This is a genomic window from Staphylococcus roterodami, from assembly GCA_022493055.1.
GTDB classification, from domain to species: Bacteria; Bacillota; Bacilli; order Staphylococcales; family Staphylococcaceae; genus Staphylococcus; species Staphylococcus singaporensis.
The window spans coordinates 439,687-459,164 of the sequence record CP092781.1 but is presented as its reverse complement, the minus strand read 5'-3'; the positions used below and the strand labels follow the sequence as shown (position 1 = coordinate 459,164).

Annotated in this window: 20 protein-coding genes and 2 pseudogenes; 7 read left to right on the top strand and 15 right to left on the bottom strand. The window is 34.0% G+C overall.

The genetic code is table 11. The features are described 5' to 3' along the window. Positions 1–122: 122 nt before the first annotated feature. Both ML436_02165 and ML436_02160 read right to left on the bottom strand, forming a co-directional pair. The gene (locus tag ML436_02165) at positions 123–608 is read right to left on the bottom strand and encodes a GNAT family N-acetyltransferase (GenBank protein UMT78569.1); all 486 of its coding nucleotides are present in this window, start codon (positions 606–608) and stop codon (positions 123–125) included. Beyond that, the gene (locus ML436_02160) at positions 595–993 is read right to left on the bottom strand and encodes an NUDIX domain-containing protein (protein ID UMT78568.1); all 399 of its coding nucleotides are present in this window, start codon (positions 991–993) and stop codon (positions 595–597) included. Before ML436_02160 ends, ML436_02165 begins: the two co-directional genes overlap by 14 nt. A 146-nt stretch (positions 994–1,139) precedes the next feature. On the opposite strand from ML436_02160, the gene ML436_02155 reads away from it, so the two are divergent. Then, complete coding sequence (locus ML436_02155; GenBank protein ID UMT78567.1) at positions 1,140–1,409, top strand: hypothetical protein; 270 nt, start codon at positions 1,140–1,142, stop codon at positions 1,407–1,409. 127 nt (positions 1,410–1,536) lie between these two features. On the opposite strand, the gene aaa is transcribed toward ML436_02155, so the two are convergent. The 9 genes from aaa to ML436_02110 all read right to left on the bottom strand — a co-directional run bounded on the left by aaa (position 1,537) and on the right by ML436_02110 (position 11,046). Further along, positions 1,537–2,541 carry an autolysin/adhesin Aaa gene (gene aaa, locus ML436_02150; protein UMT78566.1) on the bottom strand — a complete coding sequence of 335 codons (1,005 nt, stop codon included), beginning with the start codon at positions 2,539–2,541 and terminating at the stop codon, positions 1,537–1,539. 331 nt (positions 2,542–2,872) lie between these two features. Beyond that, positions 2,873–3,715 (bottom strand): dipeptide ABC transporter glycylmethionine-binding lipoprotein, encoded by an 843-nt coding sequence (gene gmpC / locus ML436_02145; GenBank protein UMT78565.1) that lies wholly within the window; start codon positions 3,713–3,715, stop codon positions 2,873–2,875. 40 nt (positions 3,716–3,755) lie between these two features. Then, positions 3,756–4,415 carry an ABC transporter permease gene (locus ML436_02140; protein UMT78564.1) on the bottom strand — a complete coding sequence of 220 codons (660 nt, stop codon included), beginning with the start codon at positions 4,413–4,415 and terminating at the stop codon, positions 3,756–3,758. A 3-nt stretch (positions 4,416–4,418) separates the two neighbouring features. Then, entirely contained in the window at positions 4,419–5,444 is a 1,026-nt protein-coding gene (locus ML436_02135) for a methionine ABC transporter ATP-binding protein (GenBank protein ID UMT78563.1), read from the bottom strand. A 302-nt stretch (positions 5,445–5,746) separates the two neighbouring features. Continuing rightward, positions 5,747–6,889, bottom strand: coding sequence for a bifunctional cystathionine gamma-lyase/homocysteine desulfhydrase (locus tag ML436_02130; protein UMT78562.1), 1,143 nt, complete (start codon positions 6,887–6,889; stop codon positions 5,747–5,749). Further along, the gene (locus ML436_02125; protein ID UMT78561.1) at positions 6,873–7,787 is read right to left on the bottom strand and encodes a cysteine synthase family protein; all 915 of its coding nucleotides are present in this window, start codon (positions 7,785–7,787) and stop codon (positions 6,873–6,875) included. Before ML436_02125 ends, ML436_02130 begins: the two co-directional genes overlap by 17 nt. A gap of 218 nt (positions 7,788–8,005) precedes the next feature. Further along, positions 8,006–9,343 (bottom strand): sodium-dependent transporter, encoded by a 1,338-nt coding sequence (locus ML436_02120; GenBank protein UMT78560.1) that lies wholly within the window; start codon positions 9,341–9,343, stop codon positions 8,006–8,008. A gap of 258 nt (positions 9,344–9,601) precedes the next feature. Beyond that, positions 9,602–10,336: an alpha/beta fold hydrolase gene (locus ML436_02115; protein ID UMT78559.1), complete on the bottom strand. Its 735-nt coding sequence runs from the start codon at positions 10,334–10,336 to the stop codon at positions 9,602–9,604. A 35-nt stretch (positions 10,337–10,371) separates the two neighbouring features. Continuing rightward, positions 10,372–11,046 carry a phosphatase PAP2 family protein gene (locus tag ML436_02110; GenBank protein ID UMT78558.1) on the bottom strand — a complete coding sequence of 225 codons (675 nt, stop codon included), beginning with the start codon at positions 11,044–11,046 and terminating at the stop codon, positions 10,372–10,374. Positions 11,047–11,084: 38 nt separating this feature from the next. Here ML436_02110 and ML436_02105 point away from each other — a divergent pair. Beyond that, positions 11,085–11,530: pseudogene (locus tag ML436_02105) on the top strand (hypothetical protein). 236 nt (positions 11,531–11,766) lie between these two features. Here ML436_02105 and ML436_02100 read toward each other — a convergent pair. The 3 genes from ML436_02100 to ML436_02090 all read right to left on the bottom strand — a co-directional run bounded on the left by ML436_02100 (position 11,767) and on the right by ML436_02090 (position 16,490). Next, positions 11,767–12,129 carry a DUF2294 domain-containing protein gene (locus ML436_02100; GenBank protein ID UMT78557.1) on the bottom strand — a complete coding sequence of 121 codons (363 nt, stop codon included), beginning with the start codon at positions 12,127–12,129 and terminating at the stop codon, positions 11,767–11,769. Positions 12,130–12,290: 161 nt separating this feature from the next. After that, complete coding sequence (locus ML436_02095; GenBank protein UMT78556.1) at positions 12,291–14,993, bottom strand: YbcC family protein; 2,703 nt, start codon at positions 14,991–14,993, stop codon at positions 12,291–12,293. Between the two features lie 12 nt (positions 14,994–15,005). Continuing rightward, positions 15,006–16,490 (bottom strand): NADH dehydrogenase subunit 5, encoded by a 1,485-nt coding sequence (locus ML436_02090; protein UMT78555.1) that lies wholly within the window; start codon positions 16,488–16,490, stop codon positions 15,006–15,008. Positions 16,491–17,009: 519 nt separating this feature from the next. On the opposite strand from ML436_02090, the gene ML436_02085 reads away from it, so the two are divergent. The 4 genes from ML436_02085 (at position 17,010) to ML436_02070 (ending at position 17,415) form a co-directional block, all read left to right on the top strand. Next, entirely contained in the window at positions 17,010–17,075 is a 66-nt protein-coding gene (locus ML436_02085; protein ID UMT79476.1) for a phenol-soluble modulin PSM-alpha-1, read from the top strand. 31 nt (positions 17,076–17,106) lie between these two features. Continuing rightward, the gene (locus ML436_02080) at positions 17,107–17,172 is read left to right on the top strand and encodes a phenol-soluble modulin PSM-alpha-2 (GenBank protein ID UMT79475.1); all 66 of its coding nucleotides are present in this window, start codon (positions 17,107–17,109) and stop codon (positions 17,170–17,172) included. A 48-nt stretch (positions 17,173–17,220) separates the two neighbouring features. After that, positions 17,221–17,289, top strand: a complete 69-nt coding sequence (locus ML436_02075; protein UMT79474.1) for an alpha-3 family phenol-soluble modulin — start codon at positions 17,221–17,223, stop codon at positions 17,287–17,289. A gap of 63 nt (positions 17,290–17,352) precedes the next feature. Continuing rightward, positions 17,353–17,415: a phenol-soluble modulin PSM-alpha-4 gene (locus tag ML436_02070; protein UMT79473.1), complete on the top strand. Its 63-nt coding sequence runs from the start codon at positions 17,353–17,355 to the stop codon at positions 17,413–17,415. A 421-nt stretch (positions 17,416–17,836) separates the two neighbouring features. Here the strand turns inward: ML436_02070 and ML436_02065 are convergent. After that, positions 17,837–19,039, bottom strand: a pseudogene (locus ML436_02065) (GTP-binding protein). A gap of 191 nt (positions 19,040–19,230) precedes the next feature. Here ML436_02065 and ML436_02060 point away from each other — a divergent pair. Next, a complete protein-coding gene (locus ML436_02060) occupies positions 19,231–19,431 on the top strand; it encodes a hypothetical protein (GenBank protein ID UMT79472.1) in 201 nt (66 codons plus the stop codon). Positions 19,432–19,478 lie beyond the last annotated feature (47 nt).

Here is a 19,478-nt window from a genome sequence, read left to right as displayed (position 1 = left end):
CTTGTTAATGTTTTTAAGTTAATCAATCTAAAATCACCTATACAAAAAAAGCATCTTTACACATCATTGCTGAAAATTCCAGTAACTATCAGCATTAGACGATAATAAAGATGCTTTTATTTTCAAGTTAAAATACGCGTCATAATATGAACAGGTCTTCCAACAAATACACTATCTCCAACATATTGATACCCTTGTCGACGATAAAGCGTCATGGCATGTGGGTTATCAGTATTAACTGTTAATACGATTTCATTAATATCTTGAAATGTCGCAGATATAAATGATGGGAGTTTTTCCATTACCAACTTGCCTATCCCTTGATTACGAAAACGTCGATCCACACTAAATGATCTAAAAAAGATTGCACCTGAGTGGTCGCTAAATGGTTTGACACCTTTACCACGATGTAATGTAAAAAAAGCAACACACTGTTGATCTCTCATTACGACGACTGGATACCTTTCATCATCTGACAATGCTGCTGTAATATTTTCCTTAGGTGTTTTAACAAACTTTAAATCTTCGTCACTTAATTGGAATTCTTCAATCATAGGTAAATCTTTTGAGACATATTTGCGTAAGACAATTGTGTTATTGTTTGGCATATTGACCACCATTTTCTTCAATCCAAACTTTAACAGCTGGCGCAATCAATTTGTCATCCTTTTTATCAATCCAACGAATATCTGTAATTTCATTATTAATTGTTACATGGTTCCAATCTATTTTAGTTAATGAACGATATCCATTTAATTCTGTAAGCATATCATGTTGAGGATATGCAGGACCTACAATCGTTCCGATATACTCAATGTCATTCTCTGTTAATGTTATATTTAGTTCTTCTTGAATTTCTCGTAATAGTGCATGAACTTGTGATTCCCCTTCTTCAATTTTACCACCCGGGAAATAATACTTTTCTCGATGTCTTACTTGTACTAGTAAAATTTTATCAGCTGTTTCTTCAACTAAACAAACACATTTAATCATCTATGTCACCCCAACTATGTTCACTCAATTATTCAAATTGTATTGTACAATTATGTTATCATATATGAGTAGTCAACGTGCACACTAACATATATAATAGATTCATATTTCACAGTGAAACAGAACATACTAGGGGGATTATTATTATGGCAAAACGTACAAAATCGCAACGTTTATCGAGTTTAATAAATATCGCAGGGTTTGTAGTTGATGGTTATAATGGCTATAAATATCATGCTAAAAATAAAAAATTAGTTTACATTTCATTAGGATTAAGTACAGTTGGAACATTATTAGATTTTTACATTTCAATCAAATCACCACGTAAATTCAAAAAAGCGGTCGCAATTGTTACATTAATAACTAATGGTACAAGACTATTTACAAGTCTTCGTAAAGTAAAACATGAATACTAAGTAGTAAAGGGTTAGTCGAATATAGAACATAAAGTTCATTCGACTAACCCTTTTTCTTATACAAAACTCCTATCACACACGTCATGAATGTAATAGGAGTTCATAATATATAAATATGCGTAAGACTTTAGTGAATATATCTATAATTGTTTACTTGGTAAGCTGGTACTGTTCTGTAAGTTAAAATACCTGGTGCAGCTGAATAGTTCATTTCTGAAACTAAAATACTACCATCGTTATTTACACGTTCTACAAACATAACATGTCCATAGTAACCTACATCAGTTTGTGCAATAGAACCTACAGTCGGTCTATTGTCGATAGTGTAACCATCTGCTGCTGCAGCGTTATCCCAGTTATTAGCATTCCACCAATAAGTGCTAATACCTTTACCAATTTCAGCACGACGATTAAATACATGATAAGTACATTGACCCCATGTATATAAGTTTTGATGATTGAAAATAGGTGTGTTGTAACCTCTATTTGTCGTTGTTGTAGATCCTGAATTCGTAGATGCTGTACCTGTTACTTTTAATTTTTGACCCGGATAAATAAAGAAATTATTTAAGCCATTTAAGCTCATAATTTTTTGATATGTTGTACCATATTTTGATGCAATTAGTGACAATGAGTCTCCTGCTTGTACTGTGTAGTATGATCCACCACCTGAATTTGTTGATGGACGACTACTATTGCTCGCAGAATTGCTTGAGCTTGCAGTACCTGATACTTTTAATTTTTGACCAGGATAAATAAAGAAATTATTTAAACCATTAAGACGCATTATGTTTTGGTATGTTGTACCATATTTCGATGCGATTAATGATAATGAGTCTCCTGCTTGTACTGTATAGTATGATCCGCCACCTGAATTTGTTGATGGACGACTACTATTGCTCGCAGAATTACTTGATCCTGATACTTTTAATACTTGATTTGGGAAGATAAGATTTGATGTCAAACCATTTAATGATTTTAATTTAGCAATCGAAATCCCATACTTATTTGAAATTGCCCACACTGATTCACCCGGTTGTACTGTGTGAGTCGTAGCCGCATTTGCTTGAGTTGCTGCAACAGCGCTAATCGCGCTTGTCCCAATAATAGCTGCAATTACTTTTTTTTGCACTTTAAAATCCTCCTCTTGCTTAACTTTCCTAACATTCTTTTTATCCGAATTTATGAATACTACATCATTATACGATTTAATTATGTATAATAGGTTGATGTTTGATGACATTATCATTACAAAAAAATCATATACTGTGTCATCAAATTTTATAATTACTCCTTAAAATTATTACAACTTATTAGATTTTACAATATCTAAATTATTACAATTTCATAATATTTAACTATAAAATGGTTACACCTCCTATCTCATCCTGAAATATTTTATTAGTCAAATAAAAATATCCTACAAACATAAGTGTTAACTTTGCTTGTAGGACTCACTTAACTTATTTCGCTAACGACGTTTCAATTGCCTTTATTTCATCTTTTGATAAATTAACTGGTTTCTCTCCATCTTTCACATCTTCTTGCAGCGCTTTTTGTGCTTCTTTAGAATGATACAATTCAACAATTTTCGCATAAGTCTTATTGTCTAAATCTTTGTCATTAACAGCAACAATATTAATATATGGTTTTACAGCATCTGAGTCAGATTTTTCTAAAAATATCGGATCTTTTTTTGGATCTTTGCCAGCTTTAGTTGCGACACCATTATTAATAACAGCAATATCTACATCTGATAATGCACGTGCTGTTTGTTGTGCATCAACTGCTGTAATTTTCAAATGTTTAGGATTAGAAATAATATCCTTTGTTGTTCCTGCCAATCCAAAATCTTTTTTCAATTTAATTAATCCTGCTGATTCTAATAACTTCAACGCACGAGCTTGATTAGATACATCATTAGGAATAACAACCTTGGCACCATCTTTCACACTTTTAACATTCTTGACTTTATCCGAATAAATACCTAAAGGTGCCAACACTGTTGTACTTAAAGCTGAAATCTTAGTTCCTTTATGTGCTTTCTTATACTGATCTAAAAATGCAAAATGCTGGAACGCGTTCATATCAATATCACCATCATTTAAAGCTTTGTTCGGCAAATTGTAATCAGAAAAATGCTTAATTTCTACATCAATATTATCCTTCTTAGCTAATTCTTTAACCTTTTCCCAAGCCTTTGTATCATTTGATGCGACACCAATCGTTACCTTTTTATCGTTATTGCCACCACACGCCGCCAATAACAATAATGCTACAATGACTAATCCAAATAATTTCTTCATTTTATCAATCCCCTTCAAATTAATACTTATATATCAATCGTTAATGTCTACGTATAAATCTAGCTAAGACATTTCCTAACGTTTGAATCACTTGAACAATAATAATTAATACAACAACCGTAATAATAATGACTGTTGTATCAAAACGTTGATAGCCATATACTAGGGCTAAATCGCCGATACCGCCTCCACCGACAGCACCAGCCATCGCTGTACTACCAATAAGCCCAATAATCGCAGTTGTAATTGCCAATACTAATGAGCCCAATGCTTCAGGTATTAAAAAATATCTAATGATTTGCAACGGTGAAGCTCCCATTGCTTTTGCCGCTTCAATAATCCCTTCATCTACTTCCAACAAAGAATTTTCAACAAGTCGGGCAATATAAGGAGCCACATATACTGTTAATGGCACAATTGCAGCAGTCGTACCAATTGAAGTGCCTACGACTAATTTAGTGAATGGTACAATCGCGATAAGCAAAATAATAAATGGTAATGACCTTAAAATGTTAACTAATGGATTTAAAATTTGATGTATCACCATATTAGGCCATATACCATTTTTTCTAGTAATCACCAATAAAACACCTAGTGGTATGCCTATCACTGCACCTAAAAATAAAGCAACCGACACCATATATAGCGTTTCATATAATGCTTGTAAAAGCTGCGCGCTATCTAAATCCGAACCAAACATACGCTATTGCACCTCCTCAAATTGAATATTTTTCTCTTTAAAATATTGATGTATTGCCGTGTCATCAAACTGTTGATTCGTATCAAATCTTAGCCATAAATAGCAAACAGTTTTACCTTGTATTTCAGACATAGAAGAAAACAATATTTTAACCTGCCCTTGATTAATTTGAATCAAATCATTCACAATAGGTTGCGTCAACTGAGTTTCTTCTACAAAGAGTTTATAATCTCTATAGTCACCAACTTGTCTGTCATTTAAATATTGTAGTAATTGCGAGCTTGGCTCGGTTTGGATTACAGTAGATACAAAATTTTGAGCAATTGTCGTTTTCGGATGACTAAATACGTCCGTCACTGTTCCTGTTTCAACAACTTGCCCCTTTTCCATAACAGCAACACGATTACATATATCTTTAATGACACGCATTTCATGGGTAATTATCATAATCGTAATTCCAAACGTTTGATTTACATTTTTTAATAATGCCAATATCGAAGCGGTTGTTGCTGGATCTAGCGCACTTGTCGCTTCATCACAAAGTAATATTTTCGGATTAGTAACTAACGCTCTTGCAATAGCTACCCTTTGCTTTTGTCCACCAGACAACTCATCAGGAAATTGATCTTTTTTATCGCTTAAACCTACAAATTCAAGCATTTCCGTTACTCGTTTCGTAATTTCTTTTTTACTTTTCTTACTTAAAATGAGTGGCATTGCGACGTTTTTAAATACGGTAGCTGAATTCAACAAATTAAAATGTTGAAAAATCATCCCGATATCTTTTTTTATTTCTCGCATGCCTTTTTCACTATAATCTGTAATATCATGTCCATCTACAAGCACTTGACCACTTGAGGCAGCTTCAAGATGATTCACAAGTCTTACTAATGTACTTTTTCCAGCACCACTGTATCCAATCACACCAAAAATATCATTGCGATTGACCTTAAATGATACATCTTTTAAAGCATGTATTTTTCGCTTCTTTTTATTAAAGGTCTTACTTACCTGTCGAAACTCAATCATGCAAAGCCCCCTCCTTCAAATTCTTATCAATTCACTAGGAATAAGAGCATTATATGTAACTTTGATGACATCGTCAATACAATTCGCTGAATTTTCTAAAAAATTAAAAAATAAATGAACTATGTGACTATAACAATTAGTGAAACTACTATGACCATCGTCCTATTAAATCCAGATAAATGACCAACAATCCCCATAACTAAAACATTAAAGACGTTGCCTCACACAAAAAAGCACTAGCATTTTCAAAATCAATTTAAGTTGATCTTAAAATATATGCTAGTGCCTCTATCATCTATAATTTATAACGTATCTAACGCTTGTTTTAAATCTTCTACTAAATCCTCTGTATCTTCAATACCTACAGAAATTCTAACGAGCCCATCTGTAATACCTTCTTTAGCTCTAATATCAGCTGGAATTGATGCGTGCGTCATCAATGCAGGTACTGAAATTAAACTTTCAACAGCACCTAAACTTTCAGCTAATGTGTAATAAGATGTTGCTCTAATTAATTGTTTTGCACTCTCAGTATCTTTCACTTCAAATGCAATCACACCTGTATGACCATCTGCTTGTGCCATATGTACATCATGATTCAAATGGCTTTCAATACTTGGATGGAATACTTGTTGCACAGCTGGATGTGCTTGTAACATTTTAATAATTTCAATAACACTTCGATTAATTTGTTCCATACGTAGACCTAACGTTTTAATACCTCTTACTAGTAGGTAACTATCTTGAGGCCCTAAAATGCCACCTGTTGAATTTGAAATGAATGCTAAACGTTCAGCAAGGGTATCATCTGATGTGGCAACTAAACCTGCAACAACGTCACTATGTCCACCTAAATATTTCGTTGCAGAATGTAAGACAATATCGATACCTAAATCTAATGGATTTTGATAATAAGGTGTCATAAATGTATTATCAACAACTGAAATCAAACCATGTTTTTTGGCAATCTCAGCAGATTTTTTAATATCTGTAACACGCAATAATGGATTAGATGGTGTTTCAATAAACAACATTTTTGTCGTTGGGCGAATCGCTTGTTCAATTGTATCTGTATATGTCGTATCTACAAAATCAACTTCAATCCCGAATCGTGTAAATACTTTTGTCAATGCACGATATGTACCACCATATACATCAGAATTTAAAATAATGTGATCCCCTTTATCTAATAACATGACTACTGCACTGATTGCTGCAACACCTGAACTAAATGCAAATCCATGTTTCCCATTTTCTAAAGCTGCAATAACACTTTCCACTGAACTTCTCGTTGGATTCGCTGTTCGTGAATATTCGTATCCTTGACGCAAATCACCAATATCATCTTGTAAGTATGTACTCGTTTGATAAATTGGTGTTGTAACGGCACCTGTATAATCGTCTGTTGTGTGCCCACCATGAATTAATTTAGTTTTCTTGTTCATTATTATTCTCCTCATATTCAAATATTTGTTTAGACATATAGCGATCACTACCATCTGGAAATACGACAACAATCGTACCTTCAGTTAGTTGCGCTTTTAAATTCAATGCACCTTGTAATGCTGCACCTGAAGAACTGCCTACTAACAACCCTTCATTCATAGCCAAACTTTTGACATTTCGAAAAGCATCTCGATCTTTAATTGTGAAAATCCCATCAACAAGTGTCCTATCTAAAAATGTTGGCCACTTCTCAGAGCCAATGCCTTCAGTGTCATGCGCATGTGCTGGTCCACCATTTAACACGGACCCTTCTGGTTCTACTGCATAACATTGCACTTGGTATTGCTTTAAGTAACTTGCTGTACCTGTAAATGTACCGCCAGAGCCAATACCAGCCACAAAATAATCAATATGATGTAATTCTGATATCAGTTCAGGTCCTAACGTATGAAAGTACGTATCTGGATTATGAAACGATTCAAATTGATTCATATAAACAGCGTTATATTTCTCAGCATAAGCACGTGCAGCTTTTTGTGCTCCAAGCATCCCTTCAGACTGACTAGTTCTTGAAACATTTGCACCAAGTGCTATCATTATATTGATTTTTTCTTCTGAAAATCCATACGGCGCAAAGATTTTGCATTTCAAGTGATGTCTGTTCGCAGCAATTGCTAAACCTATACCAGTATTGCCAGCAGTAGCTTCAACAATAGTTTGCCCTTCACGCACACGTCCATCTTTAATTGCCATCTCTACTAAATATTTTCCAATCCTATCTTTTACACTGCCTCCTGGATTCCATTGTTCGAGCTTGGCATAAATTTTAACTTTCTCGTCACTAAAATGTTCTAATAGTACTAATGGTGTATTGCCGATTAAATCATACGTAATCATTAATGTATCTTCATCTGACCGTCTTCTACCAAATGAATGAAACCTTCTTTCATATCGAATTTTAATCCTTACTTTTCAGATAAGAATTATAAACGACATTTTGCTATTTTGCAATTATCTAAGATTCTTTTAATTCAAAACAGACACAATCATTTTCGACCTCAAATAAAAAAGCACCTGAACAACACAAATACTTGTGCGCCAGATGCTTCCATATATTAACTAAATAGCTGTACGATAAAGACTAAAATAATAACAACTGGCATCGCATACTTAATTAAGTAATACCAGCCACTGAATAATCTAAACCGATTTTTACCAAAGTGTTGCTGCAATAATTTTTTATCTAATAATTGTCCTACGACCAGTGTAGTACCTAATGCACCTAATGGCATTAATACATTCGAAACGATGAAGTCCATATTATCAAAAATTGTTCCCGCTCCAAATCTTACGTCCTTTAAAATACCAAATGATAAAGTTGCTGGAATACTAATAATAAATACTAAAATACTGCCAATAACTGCTACCTTTTTACGTTTCGAATTGTCATTCTTCGTAAAGTTAGAAACATTCAATTCTAATAATGAAATTGATGATGTCAAAGCTGCAAATAAGAATAGTATTAAGAATCCTAAGTAGAATAATGTACCTAAATGCATTTGGCTGAATACCATAGGCAATACTTTGAATAATAGCCCTGGTCCCTCTTGCGGTTCATAACCAAAACTATGCAATGCCGGAAATATCGCTAAGCCGGCTAAAAGAGATACAAAAATGTTCATGACAACAATCGAAATAGCTGATGACTTAATCGTCATTTCTTTAGAGGCATAACTTGCATATGTAATCATACCTGTTGTTCCTAATGACAAGGTAAAAAATGATTGTCCTAACGCAAATAAGATACCCTGACCTGTAATTTCTGATATTCTTGGCTGTAAAATAAATTTCACACCGTCTAACGCACCATCTAATGTTAACGATTTAATTGTGATAACGATTAAAAAGATAAATAACAATGGCATCATCACTTTAGAGGCTTTTTCTAACCCTTTTTCGACACCTAACATCACAATGATCATCGTAACTATAATAAATAATCCTTGTCCAAAAACAGTTAACCATGGATTTGTTATTATCGCTTCAAAATTTATTTCTTGGAGATGATTGATTCGTTGAAATGCAATCAATTGCCACAACACCTGACCGATATAAATTACAATCCAACCACCAATAACACTATAGAAACCAAACAAGACAAATACAGCTAAGTTACCATTCCAGCCAATGACATTCAGCCATTTCTTACCTGTCAGTTTGCTGTAAATTTGCGTTGTATATGTTCGTCCCATTTTTCCAACTATAAATTCCATAACAAGCAGAGGTAAACCTACAAATATGGTAAAAATTAAGAACATAGCTAAAAATGCGCCACCACCATATATACCTGCCATATATGGAAATTTCCACATGGCACCTAGTCCAATTGCTGATCCGGCACTCGCTAAAATAAATCCCGTTGAAGTTTTCCATTGTGATTGTTGTTTCTTCATTGTTCATATCTCCTTTAAAGCGTTAAAGCGTCTACGTGTTTAAGTATCACTCTAACATGTATGTAATTAACATGCAATACACCTGTTTCAAAAATACATATTATTAAAGAGACGCCCCTTCATACTCAAACTGCCATGCTGACATGAATCATGTAAATACATAATACTTGGCACACATATATCACCACCACTAAAAAAACACTTGAATGACAGATGTAAGTACATCGTCACTCAAGTGTCTAATTTTAAAATCTTCAATTATTTTAATTTATTAAAGAAGTGAATGATATTGGCCTCTAATAAATCTCTGCCTTCTCCATGTGTCATCAAATGGTGTGAATCTTCAAGACCATTTAATTCTTTCTCTTCTGAGCCTAAATGTTCATATATAAAATGTGCACTTGTTTCATAAGACGGCTCATCTTTACCACCGAATAATATATTGGCCGGCATTTTAATCGTATCTAAATGCATCATAATATCATCAATAAAGTTTTGGAACTTCGTAATCTCAGCATCATAATCTTCGATTGCCGCTAATTGTGCATCTGCTGCTTGCTGATCCAAATTTAAAATATTAGCCATGCGTTGACTATAATAAACTAAATGTTCAATTAAACCATCGTCACTCTTTTCTTTCGGCGCTGACATCACAGCTATACGAGCCAATGGATAATGTTGCGCTAATTTCAACGTCATTAATCCACCTAAAGAGACGCCTGTCGCACTAATAGATTGATAACCTTCATTGACTAAAAATTGGTAAGCTTGCTCAACTTCTTTCCACCAATCGTCAACATTATATGTCATAAAATCTTTTAACAATAAACCATGTCCAGGATAATTGGGAGCATAACAACTAAATCCTTGTTCATTTAATTCTGCTGCAAGATGCTTCACATCTCGATTTGTACCTGTAAATGAATGCAATAATAATATTGCGTGTCCATTTGTACCTTTTAAATAAGATGGACTCGGTGTTTTAATTCTCATTTTCTATATACCTCCACTATGTCTAAAGATGTTAGCTAAACGCGTTGTCGTCGATGATTAATAAAGTATGGATATACCATTAAGAATAACGCTACCCAAATGATTGCTAGTGACGTGCCTCCAATGACATCTGAAAAATAATGTGCGTGAAAATAAAGTCGACAAAATAGTATGCTGAGCCACAATATCCCCATAACAATTGCACTTAAAACTTTCGTTACAGTTTTCGCTGCTAACGAAATAATGATAACCATTAAAGCGAAATACAACAAGGTACTTGCATTTGAATGTCCACTTGGGAAAGAAAACCCTGTATCAACCGCTAAATGATTATATGGTCTTGGACGTAAAACAGTATCTTTAATTAATTTGTTCATGATGACACCTGAAACCAAATACGTCACAAACCAGATAGCTAAATGCCTCTGTTTGATAAATAATATAATTGTTACAATTAGCGAAATCAATACAACACCTTTGACGTCACCTATTTCCGCGCTAAACGTCATATAATAATTAAACAAGCCATTTACATATTGTCGTTGTGGCTCACCGAAATAATCTGTAAACCATGTTAATGATCCCATATCTATATTTTTAAGCCATTCTTGATTAGTCACAACACCGTAAAACACACCTATAAATACAATCAGCGCAACTAAAAATAATGGCACTGTCATTTTAGGTGATGTTAACTTTTTATCTATCATCTTACAATCTCCTCATATCATCAATTTTTATTTTATAAATGTATTGCTTCATAACGATTTACCCTAGTTTTCACTTTATCGACAATATCAAAATTATAAACTTGATATTGTTATGTATATTGCAAATAAAACATTGTATAATTAGAACTAACAACATTTTGCTATTTCTAATATTGTACAATTTATATTTAATATACAGAGGGGGGTAAGGCGTATCAATAGAGTAATATTTGTCTATATAGCGTTAATTATTACATTAGTTCGATTCTTTACCCCTATTCATCCATCATTCTCCAATTTAATTTATTGGATTTTAATCTTATATTTAATCCCCATCATCTTATGCGTTATCGGTTTTAAAGCTGAAAAGCTCATTGCGATAATGGTGATTATACCTAACTTTTTAGGTATCTTATATCGACTTTACGCTTATATCGTTCACATTATTGTCATGCGATACATGGATAAAGCATACAGTATATAAAACAAAAGTTCCACTGCTCCATACTAAGGCACATATGGTAGTGAAACTTTTGCGTTTATATTCAATTATTTAATATAGTCGTCTACACTTTTTACACATATAAATGTCATACAACGATATACTTATAAAGATGAACCCTAAATGACATTACCGTACAACATCGATATAGCATCATCCTCGTATTCTTAAGACTTAGACAATATTTTACACTTTCTCAATGGACAATGACGACATCATTAAATATGCTTTTCCAAATTATCTTCAAGTTTGAATACAATAATACGTTCACCTGTAATTGTACTTAAATCACTATGAAAGCTCATCACTTTGATACCTGTAATGTTAAAGATGATTTCATTTAAATCTTGCTCACCTGATTCAACTAATTCAGAACGTGTTCGTTTAATATTTAATAATCCCTCATTCGTGCTGCACACACGATATTCTGCAGGCGTCAAAATACCTTGCAAACTAATTATTACCATGTCTCTTAAAATATCTGACTTTACGGACAAGGAGCCTCTACCAAGGAAATCTTTTTCCCATTGTGTTATGGCTTTACTAATTTCTGCTTCTATTTCACCTTTCGTTCTTTTCATATCACTAACTCCAATAATATTATGATTGATTACTTAATTTTTGCAACGTCGTCACGATGACGTCTAACACATTAAGTTTATCATTTTTAGTTATTTTAAAGAAGTTAGAACGTTACAACCGTAATGAAATTTCAGGCATTTCACACCATAACATTTTATCGTCAAATCCAATTTTTAAAATGACCTTCCTCATCGACACTCATTAAACGTAACCAGTGATTAGACATTTTTCTCGCAAAATGATTATTACTTTCAAGCAGTCTAGCTACTACATAATCAGGTGCTTGAATGACGATAAGTAATCGAATAGGTGAATGATACATCGATTTGTCAGCAGCCATAACAGATTGCCATGATAACCCATACATTAAATCACTTGCATTACCTTGCATTACACCAACACCAGACGTAACCGTTTGTGTCGCTTTATTGCCACTTCCGTAAAAATGCGGAGCTACCGTCGACGCGTAATATTGCAGATTAATCCATTGTGCTACAAGTGCTGGACCAGAAATAATAGTATTCAACAATGTTCCGTCTTCATCTTTACGCCAATCGTAATTGTGTAAAAATGTTCGACCTTCTAAATCAATGCCTTTTGTCAATTGGCGTCTTCCTATAATGAATGATGCATTTTTAGCTAGACCCCATTCTGGACGTACTTCACTCCAATCACTTGCAAATCGTTCTGCTTCTTCTACTGGATGCGCGACATTACCAATCGTTGGCAATTTAGCTAAACGTTCACGATTAGCATGTTCAGAGATTAATGGCATTGCATCATTCAAAGCTTCATACGCATTTAACGCTTCAGGCGACAATGTATCTGGTATGTATACCCATGCCAATGTATCTGTAGATGTATGATGTTCTGCCGCCGCAAAAATAGTTGTCTCTGGAATAAGCACGCCTAATTGCCCTAATCCTCGTCTGACTTTAGGACGGTTACATATCATCGCTAATAATTTAGCATTAAAACCGCTTGATGCCCCACCACAAGCACCACATTCAAGTGAAGCATGATGTGGATTATTATGAGAATGACTAGCGTGTCCAGCTAACACAACTAATGGTGCAAATGCTTCAGTTAAATCCATCAATTTTAACGCTTGCAAAGCGAAATCAATTTGTTCTTGTTCTGTAAAACCAATCGGTAAATCTGATGTACGATCAAACTCTCGATCAATCGTTAACTTGGTTTCAGGTTTCTTTAACCATTTTTGTTTAATTTTTTGCAGAGTCGCGCGACTTTTACTAGGCATAATCGTATTGACAATTGTACTCAAGCTTAAAAATGGTCCACTTAATTCAGGCAATAACAGACTAGGCATAACATTATTTTTCATCAATTTAAATGTGTAAAACATGGAAGACATCGTCTGTTGTTGCTGGCGATAAACATTCATATCATAACGATCCGCAAATTCTTTAATGCGGTATGCTGGCGGTACCATTACAGGTAATGAATCATGTTTAAATTGTTCATCGACGGCTTCTTTTTGAATAGGCAACCCAAAGAAACCTGCAATACCAATCGTTTCAAATGGCCCTGCCGCTTCAATGTGTCTACGAAACGGTTCTGAACGAACATCTATACAAAATGCAATTTGCGCTTTCGTTGATGTTTGCACCTGATTAGTATGCCCTACATTTGCTGTAGCTACTTGTGTAGCATTTAACGATACTGAATGCGACTGATTTGCGCAGTCATTTTCCGAAACATTTCCTTGATTAGCGTCTAGTGCGCCCGCCACATTTTCGCTACTTGCTTTAATTTTTTGTTTTAACTGTGCTTCATAAGTCATTTCCCAGGCAATCAACCATAAATTTTTAAATACATTTTTATTCATAGTTGCTGCAAATTGAATGAATTTTTGAATTTCATTGATCTCATGTTGTAATAATACGTCAATAGGCATATCACTGTAATAACACCAAGATGCAATAGTTTGTTTAAACCAATTTTCCGATCTACTCTCACAATCTTCAGTGGCTGACTTAACTTTATCTCCTACTATCAATTGTTCAACTACTAATCGAATCGCTAAATACTCTGTCAATAATTGTTGTTCAAAGTGATGCTGTTGTGAACGGTAATATAACATACCTGCCCATCCCGGCAACGCCAATAGATGCCCCTCGAAATATACTTGGTAGTCTTCCTGCATTATTGAAAAATGATTTAACACTGATTCTATAACCACTTCAGGATTTCTCGGCAAATGTTTAATCATTTGACGTTGTTCTTTAGTAAAAGTTCGATCGTGTTGTGCTAAATGTAACCATGCATGATAAAAGCTTTGCTCACGCTTTGGCATTGTCCAACTTGATAAAAATCGATCAATATATAACTTCGTCCATTTAATCATTTGACGATTAACTTGTTCGCTAAGTGGTTCACCTTGTTCATCTTTTACTGCATCGCTAACAGGGCGGATATTATATTGATGATAAGATTCAGACTTATCCTGTAATGACTTTTCCAACAACAAATCGACAACACCAGCATTTGATTGATTAATATATGATACTGGAACGTCTTCTAACGTTTTAATGTTATCAATATAACGCTTAATGTAATGTTGAGGAATATTGTAATGATGTTCAAGCAACATATCAGTTACTAGTTGATTAAAGATACTTTCGTCTAGTTCACCACGTTTTACAGCACTTTCAATTAACGCTTTATCGGGAAAAATATCCACATCTTTAAGGTCATGTAACCATTCGGCAACATCTTCAAATGTATCTGTTTCTAATCCTTCCCAGGGATTACGTGCAGCAAAAATTGAAATCGGTGATAACGGCGTAATAACACGTTTAGCATTTTCAATAACTTCATTTATATTTAACTGTGTTGTCATACCCTTTACCTCCTATAAATACTTCTTCAAATAACTTGGATGACTTTCTATCGCTTTCGAACGTGCTTCACCTAAATTTACTAGCCACACGTATAACACCGCAAAAGCTGTAGAATATCGACGACGTGCAACCCAGATACTTAATAAACTTCCAAAAATTAATATGATAACACTAATGATGACACTAATTGTAGGCGGTGTTGTCGCATGTGTAGTTATATTTTGTAATACATCGTAAAAATAATTATGTGTAATGATATAGATGAATGTCACGATTACAATCAAAATCATACCAACAAGACGTGCCATGCGTCCTTTACTAAAGGCTACCATTTGATTCCAAGACACAAGTAATGACCAAGCAAGAATTAGCGCACTTAACACTTCATACGCACTTCTATCACTGCTTACCCAAAATAAAAATGCCACAATAATAGCTAATATACGCCCCATGACAATCCAGCCATATGCATCTTTAGCCGAAGCTTGTTTTGGAATATTGAATCGTTTCACGATAGAACCCGACTGTAAAAATAACGTTGCTTTAAAGATGCCGTGTAGTAACAAATGAATAATCGCTGCTGAATAGACACCTAGTGCACACTGAACTAACATAAAGCCCATTTGACTCATCGTAGAGCCGACTAACTGTCTTTTGTAGTCCACTTGAACCAGGCTAATACCCGATCCTAATAATACAGAAATGCTTGAAAGAATCAGTAATAATGATAAAGCAAAACCATTATCAAATATCGGTGCAAATCGAGTTAGAATAACCCCACCTGCGTTCACAATACCTGCATGCATAATTGCTGATACAGGTGTTGGTGCCGTTACAGATTCGATTAGCCATCGATGAAATGGAAATTGTGCTGCTGGTATCATGACAGCTAATACAAGCAGTACATCAGTAATCAATGACCATGTCGAATTAGACATATGTTGAGGCACGCGCCATTCTCCAGTCGCAATATATATAGAAACGATGGCACCAACAAATGCAAGCCAACCACATAAAAATGTCATACTAGATAATTTCGCAGACTCACGTGGCACTTTCCAAAAACGATTCACGTTCATCAGCAAGGTTAAACATAATAATGTCATTCCCCAGCAGAGTGCCATCAGTCTTAAATCTGCTGACATCCATGCTAAAGATGCAAAAGAAGTAATTGCCGTAAACAATGGAAAGTAATGTCTATGATGATGATCACCTAATAAATATCGCATTGAAAATTTTTGAATAATAAATCCTAGCGCCATTACAAATCCAGCTAAAAGCCAAGATAATCGATCAATTTTAAAAGGTCCTAAGATATGTTGACCATGAATACCGAAAAAACCAATAATCGCAAATAATACTGGCATTACTAATATGTATAAATGTAATTTAATATATTTAATTGGCATGGCTGGTACTAAAAGCAACAAACCACTTATCAATGCAATGATAAGCGTAATAATAAATAGTGAAAATAGCAGTTGTAAACTTAACACTGCATAACCTCCTCATTTCCAATTTCTTGCAAAATCGCTAATTTATAAAAATAAAAACCTACAATAGTAGATTCTGTACATAATTGCAGAAAATTTACTATTGCAGGTTTCAGTTTAACTAGGCAATGCAGCATGGTATGTTGATATACCTTGTTACATTGTTCTCTTTAAGCGTGCTTCCTTGCACATATGTATATGTCATGTTACTTCTGTCTGTTCAATTCACTTTTATAAAATGCATTGCCTAGACGAGACCTAACGTGTTATTCATTTTTAAACTTATAACTTAAAATATAATTAAATTTCTTCTTCATGTCAACTTCATGAGCTTATCTCTGTTAAATCAATGTTTGTAAATCTTTTGTAAATGCACCTGTACAGTTAGGCAGTATTTCCCGTCCTTTTAAAATGAAAAAATCGCAGTTATGATCATAACAATTCAAGTTAGGAAAAAAATCAATTACGCACAAGATAACTATGTACAATGAAGTTAACTCATAAGCAAAGGAGGTAATCTTAATGGGTATCATCGCTGGCATCATTAAAGTTATCAAAAGCTTAATCGAACAATTCACTGGTAAATAAGTTTTCATAACAAACAAAGGAGGTTTTTCACATGGGTATCATTGCAGGAATTATTAAATTCATTAAAGGATTAATTGAGAAATTCACTGGTAAGTAATAAAAATCTCATAAAATATGAAATCTTCATTTAAAGGGGGCCACTCACATGGAATTCTTAGGAAAATTATTCAAATTCTTTAAAGATTTACTAGGTAAATTTTTAGGAAATAACTAATAACAATTATTGTGAACATCAACTTCATCACTATTTTCAAATAACATACAGGAGGACAAAACAATGGCTATTGTAGGTACTATTATTAAAATCATCAAAGCAATTATCGACATTTTCGTAAAATAATTTAAACGAATTGAATACTTAAAATTCTCAGGCCACTGTACCAATAGGGATGGTGGCTTTGCTTTGTTTCGATTTATTGCTGAAGCGTGAAAACGCCATGACTTGTTGCATATGAATGGAATAATAATAGTTATGGTTATCATCACTCGTTTTTATGATTGTTGAACATTGATTGTACCTTCATTTGACGAATGGCGTAATTATGTCGTCACCTACCATCGACACATACATAAAAAAAGAGCCAAGACAAATACATGTCTCAACTCTATTGGATAAAATGCAAATTTCTGCTTTATCAAAACTATCACACTTTGCATAGATTGAAAACAAAAACATCTTCCAATCATCTAAACTTTTCATTAATTTCTATAAATAGCAGGTAACAAATCCACAATTTAAAAACGACTATACTTTATTAAACTTAGCGTGCAGGTCTAATTTGCCATTGATATGGATCTTCAAATTGTTGCCAGTCAGCATCAATTTCTTGTGCGTTGACTAAACATGCATCAAGTTCTTTTGTAATTGCACCTTCATCTAAATCCGTACCAATAATGACAAATTGCGTATGACGGTCTCCATATTCTGGATCCCATTCAGCTGCGACGTCTTGACGTTCTGCTAATATTTGACTTTGTTGCACTTCAGACATACTAGCCACCCAATATGTTACTGGATGTATATTACAAGATGACCCTGCTTGAGATAATAAACATGCTACATGATTGTATTGCGCTAACCATACGATACCTTTTGAGCGTACGATATTACTTGGCATACTTTCTAACCAGTCATTAAACCTTTTAGCATGGAAAGGTAGACGACGTTTATATACAAATGATGATATGCCATATTCTTCTGTTTCAGGCGTATGCGATGCATGACCACCAGATTCAATCTCTTTAATCCATCCTGCTGATTCACTCGCTTTTTCAAAATCAAAACGCTGTGTATTTAAGACATCTTTTAAATCTACTTCAGAATTTGTTGTCTTAATAATTTTAGCAGTCGGTTGCAATGCGCTTAACACTTTTTCTAACTTTGCAAGTTCTTCTTCACTTATTAAATCAATTTTATTAATAATCAATACATCACAAAATTCAACTTGGTCAATTAATAAATCCGCAATCGAACGTTCATCTGTTTCATCAACGCTTTGATCACGATCCATCAATAAATCTTCTGAGTTGATGTCATGAACGAAGCGGTTAGCATCAACAACTGTAACCATTGTATCTAAACGACAAATTGCTGTAAGATCAATGCCAAGTTCATCATCAATATATGAGAAAGTTTGCGCAACAGGTACTGGTTCTGAAATCCCTGTAGACTCAATAACAATTTGATCGATGCCACCTTTTTTTACTAAACGCTCAACTTCTTTTAGTAAATCATCTCTAAGCGTACAACAGATACAACCATTAGATAGTTAGACTAATTTTTCGTCTGTACGCGATAGTCCCCCACCATCTGCGACAAGATCTTTATCGATATTCACTTCACTCATATCATTTACAATTACCGCGATACGTCGACCTTCACGATTTTGTAAAATATGATTTAACAACGTAGTTTTCCCCGAGCCTAAATAACCACTTAATACCGTAACTGGAATTTTAGCCATATATATACCCTCACTTCAATTTATTTGTTTCGTTCGTTTGCAAATAGGAATAATTCCGTTTTACATTATATAGGAGCATTTCGTCTTTCGCAATCTTCGATAATAAAAAAATAGTATACTTAATTAAATTATTGAGCACTTTACTTTATAATGGAGACAAAGATATATCTCACTAAAGAGAATCGAGGTGTATAAACATGTTATTTGTCATTTTAGCTTTATATGTCATTGGCATTGCATTTATTCTACTAAGTGTTTTTGGTTCTAAGACAGAAGGTTTATCTACGAAACATACTTTATATACAATCGGCAGTGCCATTATAACGATTGCTATTTTCATTTCTATTGGCTATGCCATTCAATACTTAACTGCAGCGCTTTATGGTTTGTAGGTTGAAGGTGATGAGTAGCGGGTAGTTTGGTCGATGTTGACTTGCAT